Annotated in this window: 10 protein-coding genes; 6 read left to right on the forward strand and 4 right to left on the reverse strand. The window is 67.9% G+C overall.

Annotated elements, in window-relative coordinates; translation table 11 throughout:
- Both gspD and SZ55_RS24410 read right to left on the reverse strand, forming a co-directional pair.
- On the reverse strand, window positions 1–1,986 hold a 1,986-nt coding region (gene gspD, locus SZ55_RS24405; protein WP_160298857.1), incomplete at its 3' end, for a type II secretion system secretin GspD.
- Window positions 1,987–2,399: 413 nt separating this feature from the next.
- Complete coding sequence (locus SZ55_RS24410; protein WP_044413053.1) at window positions 2,400–3,923, reverse strand: fumarate hydratase; 1,524 nt, start codon at window positions 3,921–3,923, stop codon at window positions 2,400–2,402.
- Window positions 3,924–4,146: 223 nt separating this feature from the next.
- On the opposite strand from SZ55_RS24410, the gene SZ55_RS24415 reads away from it, so the two are divergent.
- Genes SZ55_RS24415 through SZ55_RS24425 form a run of 3 tightly spaced genes read left to right on the forward strand, consistent with a single transcriptional unit; the run spans window position 4,147 to window position 7,006 of the window.
- On the forward strand, window positions 4,147–5,274 hold the full coding sequence (locus tag SZ55_RS24415) for a GGDEF domain-containing protein (protein ID WP_044413056.1): 1,128 nt from the start codon (window positions 4,147–4,149) through the stop codon (window positions 5,272–5,274).
- Window positions 5,267–6,208 carry an iron-sulfur-binding ferredoxin reductase gene (locus SZ55_RS24420; protein WP_044413059.1) on the forward strand — a complete coding sequence of 314 codons (942 nt, stop codon included), beginning with the start codon at window positions 5,267–5,269 and terminating at the stop codon, window positions 6,206–6,208. Before SZ55_RS24415 ends, SZ55_RS24420 begins: the two co-directional genes overlap by 8 nt.
- A gap of 24 nt (window positions 6,209–6,232) precedes the next feature.
- Complete coding sequence (locus tag SZ55_RS24425) at window positions 6,233–7,006, forward strand: enoyl-CoA hydratase (RefSeq protein WP_044413062.1); 774 nt, start codon at window positions 6,233–6,235, stop codon at window positions 7,004–7,006.
- 95 nt (window positions 7,007–7,101) lie between these two features.
- Here SZ55_RS24425 and pyk read toward each other — a convergent pair whose 3' ends face one another.
- Together pyk and SZ55_RS24435 are read right to left on the reverse strand one after the other, a co-directional pair.
- On the reverse strand, window positions 7,102–8,553 hold the full coding sequence (pyk, locus tag SZ55_RS24430) for a pyruvate kinase (protein WP_044413065.1): 1,452 nt from the start codon (window positions 8,551–8,553) through the stop codon (window positions 7,102–7,104).
- A gap of 96 nt (window positions 8,554–8,649) precedes the next feature.
- Window positions 8,650–9,456: a tetratricopeptide repeat protein gene (locus tag SZ55_RS24435; RefSeq protein ID WP_044413068.1), complete on the reverse strand. Its 807-nt coding sequence runs from the start codon at window positions 9,454–9,456 to the stop codon at window positions 8,650–8,652.
- A gap of 168 nt (window positions 9,457–9,624) precedes the next feature.
- Between SZ55_RS24435 and SZ55_RS24440 the strand changes: the two genes are divergently transcribed.
- Genes SZ55_RS24440 through SZ55_RS24450 form a run of 3 tightly spaced genes read left to right on the forward strand, consistent with a single transcriptional unit; the run spans window position 9,625 to window position 10,866 of the window.
- Window positions 9,625–9,993, forward strand: coding sequence for a tetratricopeptide repeat protein (locus tag SZ55_RS24440; protein ID WP_044413071.1), 369 nt, complete (start codon window positions 9,625–9,627; stop codon window positions 9,991–9,993).
- Window positions 9,994–10,022: 29 nt separating this feature from the next.
- The gene (locus tag SZ55_RS24445) at window positions 10,023–10,448 is read left to right on the forward strand and encodes a DUF4124 domain-containing protein (RefSeq protein WP_044413073.1); all 426 of its coding nucleotides are present in this window, start codon (window positions 10,023–10,025) and stop codon (window positions 10,446–10,448) included.
- A gap of 58 nt (window positions 10,449–10,506) precedes the next feature.
- On the forward strand, window positions 10,507–10,866 hold the full coding sequence (locus tag SZ55_RS24450) for a PilZ domain-containing protein (RefSeq protein ID WP_044413075.1): 360 nt from the start codon (window positions 10,507–10,509) through the stop codon (window positions 10,864–10,866).
- The last annotated feature ends 5 nt before the right edge of the window (window positions 10,867–10,871 follow it).

Here is a 10,871-nt window from a genome sequence, read left to right on the forward strand (position 1 = left end):
CTGCAGGGGCGTTTCAGCCTGGGCGGCGTAGGGTTGGGCCGGGGCCGGGGCCGGGGCCGGGGCCGGCTTGGGCGCGGGTGCCGGTGCCGTCGCGACCGGGGCGGCCGAGCGGGTGGACTTGAACAGCTGCGCCGGCTCCTGGGGCAGGCTGCGCTGGGCGTTTGGCCCGGTGGCTTGCTGCCGCAGGTCGAGGTACTTCTCCTGGCTGAGGTCGGCCAGGCGGTTGCCGTCGCGGACCACGCTGGGCCGCAGGAAGACCATCAGGTTGCGCTTGACGTTGACGTCCTTGCTGGAGCGGAACAGACCGCCCACCAGGGGCATGTCGCCCAGCAGCGGTACCTTGCTCTCGCTGCGGGTGACGTCGTCCTGGATCAGGCCGCCGAGCACGATCACCTGGCCGTTGTCGGCCAGTACGGTGCTCTTGATCATGCGTTTGTTGGTGACCAGGTCCACCGCGCGGGAGGCGGCGCCGGTGCTGGGGGCGATGGAGGAGATCTCCTGCTCGATCACCAGGCGCAGGGTGCCGCCTTCGTTGATGTGCGGGGTGACCTTGAGGGTGACGCCGACATCCTTGCGCTCGATGGTGGTGAAGGGGTTGTTGGCCCCGGCGGCGTCGGTGGTGTAGGAGCCGGTCTGGAAGGGCACGTTCTGCCCCACGAGGATCTCGGCCTTCTGGTTGTCCAGGGTCAGCAGGCTGGGGGTGGAAAGCAGGTTGCTGTTGCCGTTGGCGGAGAGGGCGGTGATCAGCGCGCCGAAGTTCTTGTTGCCGATGCCGACGATGGCGCCGTCGGGCAGGCTGACCGGGGTCTTGGCTTCGATGGCGCCGAGCAGGGTGCCCACCGAGAGCCCGGTGTTGCTGAAGTTGCTGCCGCCGATGGGGCCGCTGTCGGAGCGCCCGTCGATGGCCCACTGCACGCCGAGGGCTTCGCTGACGTCGCCGGACATCTCGACGATGGCGGCCTCCACCAGCACCTGGGCGCGGGGCACGTCGAGCTGGTGCACCAGGTCTTCCAGCTGCGCCACCATGTCCGGCTCGGCCATCAGGATGAGGGCGTTGATCCCCTCGTCGGCGCGGATCAGCACCGGGGCCTGGGTGGTGGTGGGCGAGGCGGTGCCGCGCAGTTGCTCGGAGAGGTCGCTGAGGGTCTTGGCCAGGTCCTTGGCGTCGCCATGGCGCAGGCGCACGACCCGGGTGTTGGCCGAGCGCACGGGCTGGGTGTCCAGCTGGCGGGCCATCTTCAGCAGGCGCTCGCGGGCCTCGGGCGGGCCGAGCAGCAGCAGGCGGTTGGTGCGCGGGTCGGCGATCACCTGGGCGTTGCCGTTGCCGGCCGGCTGCCCGCGCCGCAGGCTTTCCTGCAGCATCGCGGCGACGTCGCGGGCCCAGGCGTGCTTGAGGTCGTAGAACACGCTGTCGTTGGCTCCGGCGCTGTCCACCTGGGCGATCAGGGCGATCAGCCGTTCGATGTTGGCGCGCTTGTCACTGACGATCAGCGAGTTGCTGGAGGGGATGGCCGCCAGGTGACCGTTCTGCGGCACCAGCGGGCGGATCAGCGGGAGCAGTTCGTTGACCGGTGTCTGCTGCACCTGCAGCAGGCGCGTTTCGAGGGTTTCCGGGCCGCTGCCGACGGGGCTGTTGGCCACGCTGCGGCCCTCCACATCGGGCACGATGCGCGCCTGGTTGCCCTGGGTGACCACGCTGTAGCCGTGGGTGCTCATCACCGAGAGGAACAGCTGGTAGACCTCGCTGAGGGTCAGCGGCGATTCGGAGATGACGGTGACCTGGCCCTTGACCCGGGGGTCGAGCACCAGGGTCTGGCCACTGATGCTGGCGACCTGCTCGGTGAAGTCGCGGATGTCGGCGTCGCGCATGTTGATGGTCCAGCGCTCCTCGCCGTCCTGGCTGGCCGGCTCCGCCCACAGCAGCGGGCACAGCAGCAGGCAGGCCCAGGCGAGGCGGGCCAGGCGACGGGGCAGGCACAGGCTCATCGGCGGGGCTCCCGGATGCTCGGGCAATCGGCTACGGGCAGCCGCGTGCCGGCCGGAAGGCGCAGGGAGAGGGCAAAGGTCCAGGGCATAGAGAAAGCTCGACAGACTGCTGCGCATCCATGCGACGTGTTGGTTTCCTATGGCGACCTGCCTGGGGGAGCCCCGACAAGCGGGCGAGAGAATAAGGAAAGCGGCACGTCCGTTCGACTGGTCGGAGTACAACTGTGCATGGGCTCACACTCCTGAAACTGACCGGTTGGTCATATCAGGATGTGGGTCCCGTTTTGGGGATTTGGTGGGCAGTAGATTGGCGTCTGGAATCCGCTTGGCGGTCAACTGATCAGCAGCGCGTTACCGGAAGAGCGCCAAGAAAAAGCCCGGCGCGAGGCCGGGCTTTTCAATTGCGGTGTGGCTTACTTCACTTCCACCGCGAGGCTTTCAGCGATCTTCTTGTTCCAGATCGCCGGGCCGGTGATGTGCACCGACTCGCCGTTGGTGTCGACGGCGACGGTGACCGGCATATCCTTCACGTCGAATTCGTAGATGGCTTCCATCCCGAGTTCGGCGAAGGCCAGGACCTTGGACTTCTTGATCGCCTGGGCCACCAGGTAGGCGGCACCGCCGACGGCCATCAGGTACACGGCCTTGTTGTCCTTGATCGCTTCGATGGCGATGGGGCCACGCTCGGACTTGCCGATCATGCCCAGCAGGCCGGTGCTTTCCAGGATCTGGCGGGTGAACTTGTCCATGCGGGTGGCGGTGGTGGGGCCTGCCGGGCCGACCACCTCGTCACCGACCGGATCGACCGGGCCGACGTAGTAGATGAAGCGGCCCTTGAGGTCCACCGGCAGCTCTTCACCCTTGTTGAGCATGTCGACCATGCGCTTGTGGGCGGCGTCGCGGCCCGTGAGCATCTTGCCGTTGAGCAGCAGGGTCTCGCCCGGCTTCCAGCTCTGCACCTCTTCGGGGGTGATGCTGTCGAGGTCGACGCGGCGGGCGCTCGGGCCGGCTTCCCAGACGATTTCCGGGTAAGCGTCCAGCGGCGGGGCTTCCAGGGCGGCCGGGCCGGAACCGTCGAGCACGAAGTGGGCGTGACGGGTGGCGGCGCAGTTGGGGATCATGCACACCGGCAGCGAGGCGGCGTGGGTCGGGTAGTCCATGATCTTCACGTCGAGGACGGTGGTCAGGCCACCCAGGCCCTGGGCGCCGATGCCCAGCTGGTTGACCTTCTCGAACAGTTCGAGGCGCATTTCCTCGATCTTGTTCTGCGGGCCACGGGCCTTCAGTTCGTGGATGTCGATCGGGTCCATCAGGACTTCCTTCGCCATCACCGCGGCCTTCTCGGCGGTGCCGCCGATGCCGATGCCGAGCATGCCCGGCGGGCACCAGCCGGCGCCCATGGTCGGGACGGTCTTGAGCACCCAGTCGACGATGGAGTCGGACGGGTTGAGCATGGCCATCTTCGACTTGTTCTCGGAGCCACCGCCCTTGGCGGCCACATCCACTTCCACGGTGTTGCCGGGGACGATGGAGTAGTGGATCACCGCCGGGGTGTTGTCCTTGGTGTTCTTACGGGCACCCGCCGGGTCGGCCAGGATGGAGGCGCGCAGGACGTTCTCCGGCAGGTTGTAGGCGCGGCGCACGCCCTCGTTGATCATGTCGTCGACGCTCATGGTGGCGCCGTCCCAGCGCACGTCCATGCCCACGCGGACGAACACGGTGACGATGCCGGTGTCCTGGCAGATGGGGCGGTGGCCGGTGGCGCACATGCGCGAGTTGATCAGGATCTGCGCCATGGAGTCGCGCGCGGCGGGCGACTCTTCGCGCAGGTAGGCCTCGTGCATGGCCTGGATGAAATCGACGGGGTGGTAATAGGAGATGAACTGCAGGGCGTCGGCGACGCTCTGAATCAGGTCGTCCTGCTTGATCACGGTCATGGGTGCGCTCCTCTTCAATTCGGGAACATCAGGAAGCGCCGGACCACGACCCGGCGCGCATTGGATTGGGGGTGAAAATGGCGCGGAAGTATACCGCGTGCTCAAGGCCGGGCACACCCGCCAAGAGTCGACCCCGGGCGCTCGGCGAACCGCTTGCGTCCCCTAGGTTTTTCGTTTTCACGCGCGTAGAGTGGCGGCATCGTGCCAGCACGGGACGGAGCCCATGAGCACATCCAGTCGAGGGTCCACCCAACGGGGCCTGCAAAGCCTGCTGCTGAAGCGCTTCGGCATGGCAGTGGCAACCTATGCGCTCGTGCTGCTGCTGTTCTGGCTGGCGGTGCTGGGCGGTTTCTACCAGCGCTCGCCCTGGGTGGCGCTGGGCTTCACCGGACTCATCGTCATTTCCCAACTCGTGTTCTTCGCGCTCCTGCGCAGCGGCCGCAACCTGCGTTTCCCCGACCCCAGCCTGACCGAGGCGCAGATCCTCGTGGCCATGACCTGGCACACCCTGCTGATGGCCGACCTGGGGCCGGCCCGGGGCGCACTGCTGGTGGTGTATGTGCTGATCCTGCTGTTCGGCGTGTTCCAGCTGCCGCCACGGGTATTCCTGCGCTGTGCGGGCTTCGGGCTGACGGCCTTCGCCGGCCTGAACCTGCTGGAGGCGTACCAGATGCGCCTGCAGTCGCCAGCCTTGGCGTTGCTGCAGGTGTGTGCGCTGTTCGTGCTGCTGGTGTGGCTGGGGCTGTTCGCCAGCTACGTCCAGGCGATGCGCCAGCGCATGCGTCAGCGGCGCTTCGCCCTGCAGGCCCACCAGGACACGCTGCGCGGGATGATGCGCCAGCTGGAAGACCTGGTGGCCACCGACGAACTCACCGGGCTGTTCAACCGCCGGCACTTCCTGCGCATGGCGGCGCGGGAGATGAAGGGCGTGCCGCCGGGCCGTTTCCATGGCCTGGCGCTGATCGACCTCGACCACTTCAAGCGCATCAATGACCAGCATGGCCACGCGGCCGGCGACCGGGTGCTGCAGACCTTCGCGGCCGTGGCGCGGGCCTGCCTGCGCGATGGCGACCTCCTGGCCCGCTACGGTGGCGAGGAGTTCGTGCTGCTGTTGCCCGACTGCGATGCCGACCGCCTGACCAGCTGCTGCGAGCGGCTGCGGGAGGCCTTCGCCAGCGCCGAGCCGGTGGGGGTGCAGGTGGGGGCGCTGAGCCTGTCTGCCGGCATGACCCTGATCGGTTGCAACGATGACCTGGACGACGCCCTGCAGCGGGCCGACCAGGCGCTCTACCGGGCCAAGCGCAATGGCCGCAACCGCTGCGATGCGGCATGGGAGATCCAGGGTGCCTGAACTCGAAGCCGCCGGGCGCCGCTGGAGCGTGGCGCCCGCCAGCAACCTGCTGGATGCCCTGAATGCCGGTGGCTGCCGCGTGCCGTTCAGTTGCCGTGCCGGCAGCTGCCATGCCTGCCTGGTGCGGGTGACCGCCGGCGAACCGGCCGATGCGCGCCCGGAGGCGCTGGATGCCGAGCGTCGCGAACAGGGATGGCGCCTGGCCTGCCAGTGCCTGGTGGTGCAGGACCTGGCGGTGGAGCTGTTCGACCCCCAGCGCGACGGCATCCCGGCCCGGGTCGCGGCCTGTGACTGGCTGGGGGGCGAGGTGCTGCGCCTGCGCCTGGAACCACAACGACCACTGCGCTACAGCGCCGGCCAGCACCTGCTGCTGTGGACGGGGGAGGGCGTGGCCCGGCCCTACTCGCTGGCCAGCCTGCCGGGGGAGACGCCCTGGCTGGAGTTCCACATCGATTGCCGTGCGCCGGGCGCCTTCTGCGATGCCGCCCGGGCCCTGGTGCCCGGGGATGCGCTGCGCCTGGGCGAGCTGCGCGGCGGTGCGCTGCACTACGACCCGGCCTGGGACGACCGGCCGCTGCTGATGCTGGCCGCCGGCACGGGGTTGGCACCGATCTGGGGTGTGTTGCGGGAGGCGCTGCGCCAGCATCATGCCGGCCCCATCCGGCTCATTCACGTGGCCCATGACGAGGCCGGCCACTACCTGGCGGAGCCCTTGCACGCGCTGGCGGCCGAGCATGCCAACGTCACGGTCGAGCTGGTGACGGTGGCGCAGCTGCAGGCTGTTTTGGCCGAAATCCGGCTTGTGAGCCGGCAAACCGTCGCCCTACTCTGCGGGCGGCCGGAGCGGGTCGAGGCCTTCGCCCGCCGGCTCTATCTCGCGGGCCTGCCCCGCAACCAACTGCTGGCCGACGAATTCCTGAGCCGCTCCGTCTGAGGCGGCCACCGCCGAGGACCCACCATGAGCGAACACATCCACCTGGAACGCGAGCAGGGCCTGCTGACCCTGCGCATGGACCGCGAGGACAAGAAGAACGCCCTGACCCGCGCCATGTATGGCGCCCTGGCCGATGCGCTGGACGCGGCCGACGAGGACCGCAGCGTGCGTGCGGTGCTGATCACCGGCAGCGAGACCTGCTTCACCAGCGGCAACGACGTGGCCGACTTCATCCAGGCGCCGCCGTCCGGGCTGGACAGCGAAGTGTTCCGCTTCATGAAGGCACTGTTCGATTTCAGCAAGCCGGTGGTGGCCGCCGTGAGTGGCCCGGCCGTGGGCATCGGCACCACGCTGCTGCTGCATTGCGACCTGGTCTACGTGGCGCGCGACGCCAAGCTGAAGATGCCCTTCGTCAACCTGGGGCTGTGCCCGGAGTACGGCTCCAGCCTGATCCTGCCGCGCCTGCTCGGCCACGCCCGTGCGGCGGAGCTGCTGTTGCTCGGCGAGTCCTTCACCGGTGAGCAGGCGGCTGCCTGGGGCATCGCCAACGAGGCCCTGGCGGACGGCGCCGCGACCCTGGCCCGTGCCCGCGAGATGGCCCAGCGCTTCGAGCAACTGGCGCCCTCGGCGGTGGCGGTGAGCAAGCGCCTGATGCGCGAACCCGGCCGTGAGGAACTGCGCCGGGTGATCATGGAAGAGGGCGAGCTGTTCGGTCAGCGCCTGCGTACGCCCGAGGCCATCGAGGCGCTGTCGGCGTTCATGCAGCGGCGCAAACCCGATTTTTCCAAGTTCGCCTGAGTGGTCCCGCAGGGTGGGCTTCAGCCCACCCCTCCCGTTTCGGCGCATGAAAAAAGGCCGCTCGATGAGCGGCCTTTTCACGTGCTGCAGATGCCTTACACCAGCGGGTCGCCGACGTGGAGGATCTTCATGGTGTTGGTGCCGCCGACGGTGTGGTAGCTGTCGCCCTTGGTCAGGATGACCCAGTCGCCCTGCTGCACGACGCCGCGCTTGAGCAGTTCGTCCACGGCAGCCTGGCTGACCTTGTCCGCCGGCAGTGCGGCCGGGTCGAAGGGGATGGTGGAGACGCCACGGAACAGCGCCACGCGCGCCTGGGTGGCGCGGTGGGGGGAGAAGGCGAAGATCGGCACCGAGGAGCGGATGCGCGACATGATCAGCGGGCTGTAGCCGCTTTCGGTCAGGCAGATGATGGCCTTCACGCCCGGGAAGTGGTTGGCGGTGTACATGGTCGCCAGGGCCACGCTCTCGTCACAGCGGCTGAAGGTGTGGCCCAGGCGGTGGCTGGATTTCTGGCTGGTGGGGTGCTTCTCGGCACCGACGCAGACGCGCGCCATGGCCTTGACCGCTTCCACCGGGTATTCGCCGGCGGCGCTCTCGGCGGAGAGCATCACGGCGTCCGTGTAGTCGAGCACGGCGTTGGCTACGTCGGAGACTTCCGCGCGGGTCGGCATGGGGCTGTGGATCATCGACTCCATCATCTGGGTCGCGGTGATCACGGCTTTGTTGTAGCGGCGGGCGTGCAGGATGATCTTCTTCTGGATGCCCACCAGCTCGGCGTCGCCGATTTCCACGCCGAGGTCGCCACGGGCCACCATCACGGCGTCGCTGGCGCGGATCAGGCCGTCGAGGGCCTCGTCATCGGCCACGGCTTCGGCGCGTTCGATCTTGGCCACCAGCCAGGCGCTGCCACCGGCTTCGTCGCGCAGGCGGCGGGCCAGTTCCATGTCGGCGGCGTCACGGGGGAAGGAGACGGCCAGGTAGTCCAGCTCCATTTCGGCGGCGAGCTTGATGTCGGCCTTGTCCTTGGCGGTCAGGGCCGGGGCGGTGAGGCCGCCGCCGCGACGGTTGATGCCCTTGTGGTCGGACAGCGGGCCGCCGATCAGCACGGTGCAGTGCAGTTCGTCGGCGGTGGTGGCGTCGACGCGCATGACCACGCGGCCGTCGTCCAGCAGCAGTTCGTCACCGACGCCGCAGTCCTTGATCAGGTCCGGGTAGTCGATGCCGACCACGTCCTGGCTGCCGGCATCACGCGGGTGGGTGACAGAGAAGCGGAACTTGTCGCCTTCGGCCAGTTCGATGCGCTTGTTGGCGAACTTGGCGATGCGGATCTTCGGGCCTTGCAGGTCGCCCAGCAGGGCGACGAAGCGGCCGTGCTTGGCCGCCAGCTCGCGCACCAGGCGGGCGCGTGCCTTGTGTTCTTCGGGGGTGCCGTGGGAGAAGTTCAGGCGGGCGACGTCGATCCCGGCGATGATCAGTTGCTCCAGCACCTCGGGTGAGTTGCTGGCCGGGCCGAGGGTGGCGACTATCTTGGTACGGCGGAAGGACATGCGAAGGCTCCAGTTTCAAAGCAGAGCCCGAGGCTACACCGCCCTTCGGCTGTAGTCTCGTTCCATTTCTACTACCCGCGCGGCGGGTGCACGGCGTCACTTCACGCCGGGGTTCAGCGCCATGTCCAGGTGCCGGGCGGCAGGCTCGGCCTGTTCGGCGTCGGGGAACTCGGCCAGCAGGCGGCGCAGGTAGCCCACGGCCTTCTGGCGGTCGGCATGGGGATTGGCCGGCGCCAGGTTCATCAGGGCCATCTGGTACAGGGCGCGGGCCTTGATGTCCGGTTGCACATGGTCGTCGATCAGGGCCAGGGCGTAGAGCTGCTCGGCTTCGCCGACCCGGTCCTTGAGCACGGCGCGGCGGGACAGCAGCGTCATGTCGGGGTCCAGGTCGCGCTGGTAGAGGTCGAGGTTCTGGCTGGGCTTCCAGTCCGCCAGCAGCTCGCGGGCGCTCTTCTGCACGGGCGCTTCGGCGCGTTTCTGGATCATCAGGATGCGCGCCTGGGCATGCTCGGCGGCGTGGGTGCCGGGGAACTCGTTGGTGACCTGGTAGAACAGGTTGAGGGCCCGGGTGTCGTCGCGCTGGTCGTTGTAGCGGCTCATGTAGATGAGGCCGATCTGGTAGAGGGCGATGGCGCGGACTTCGGGGGTGAACTGCCGGTCGCGGTAGCCGGTCATGTACAGCGCTTCGGCCTTGGCGCTGGTACCGTCGCGGATGGCCATGGCGCTGTAGGTGAGCAGGTCGCCTTCTTCCTCCACGGCCGCTGCCATGCGGGCGTTCTTCAGGGCCTTCTGTTCCACCACTTCGTTGGTGGTGATCTGGGCGATGAACAACGGGGTGGTGGGGGCGCAGGCGGACAAGGCGAGCAGGCAACTGGCGAGCAGGGCAGGGCGGAGGTGGCGCATGGGGGCTCCAGGTGGGCTCTCGGGCCGGACGGCGGKAGTCTAGCAGCGCCGCCGGGTGCATCGTTGCGGGGCCGTGCAAGTCCCATCGGAGGTTGTGCCCGGCCGCCGGAAGGCGTTGTAGAAATCCCCGGGAGCGCCGATATACTCGCCAACGGAGGAGACACCCCAATGCGCACGTTCATCATCCTGGCCCTGCTGGTCGGCCTTGCCGGCTGCACCCGCTGGTCCCTCGACCATCACCTGAACAACGCCTACCGCGCCTATGACGAAGGCAACTGCGAGGAGGCGATGCTCGAGTTGTCCATGGCCGAGCGCAGCAGCCGCTCGCGCAGCTACATGCAGCCGGAGATTTCCCTGCTTCGTGGCCAGTGCCTGGAGCGCCAGAGCCTGTTCGTGGATGCGGCGCAGACCTACCATTTCATCATCAACCGCTACCCCAGCAGTGAATACGCCTTCCGCGCCAAGGCTCGTCTCGAGACCCTGGAGCGCATCGGCCAGCTGGGCAGCGCGGCCAAACCGAACGCGGCGCCCCTCTGAGGGCGGGCGTGGCGGGATAGGGAGAATCCATGCGTCACCTGCTTTTCTGCCTGCTGGCCTGCTCCAGCCTGGCGTCGGCCGAGATCTACCGCTGGACGGATGCCAACGGCCAGGTGCACTTTAGCGAGCAGCCACAGGAGGGCGCGCAGCAGGTCGAAGTCCGCCCGCCGGCCCTGGATGACGACGCGCCGACCCGGGAGCGTCTGCAGCGCACTGAACAATTCTTCGATGCGCGTCGCCAGGAGAAGGAGGAGGCTCGCCGCAAGGAGGCCCAGGCCCGCAACGAGCGGGCGAGCCAGTGCGTGCAGCTGCGTTCCCAGCTGTTGCAGATCAAGCGCGAGGGCAAGTATTTCAGCGTCGATGCCAAGGGAGAACGGCAGTACTACAGCGCCGAGCAGGTGGACGCCGCTCGTCGCAAACTGACCGACGCAATCAAGGAGCGTTGCGGGCGGTAGTTGGTTTGGGTGCAGTAGTGAGGCCATACTGAACGGCCATCAATAGCGATTCGCCATCATGCGTAGCCAGCGCCATATCGAACGCCATCAACTGCCGTACTACCTGAAGGTGTTCAACCGCATCACCGACAAACCCATGGGTTATCTGGGCAATGTGTCCCTGGATGGCCTGATGCTCGTCAGCCAGCTGCCCATGCTGGTGGGGGCCCGTTTCGACATGCGCCTGAAGATCCCGGCGCATGACGGGCAGATCCGCTTCATCGATTTCTACGCCACGTGCCACTGGAGCCGGGAGGATGTGAACCCCGGCAACTACGACTCGGGCTTCTCGCTGGTGGCGCCGCCGCCGGAGTACGCGGAGCTGGTCGAGGCGTTGCGCTACTACTTCAGCTTCCGCCCGTTGGCCGCCTCCGCCTGATCGGG

Origin of the sequence: Pseudomonas sp. FeS53a, from assembly GCF_000931385.1 — a bacterium.
Lineage (GTDB): Bacteria > Pseudomonadota > Gammaproteobacteria > Pseudomonadales > Pseudomonadaceae > Metapseudomonas > Metapseudomonas otitidis.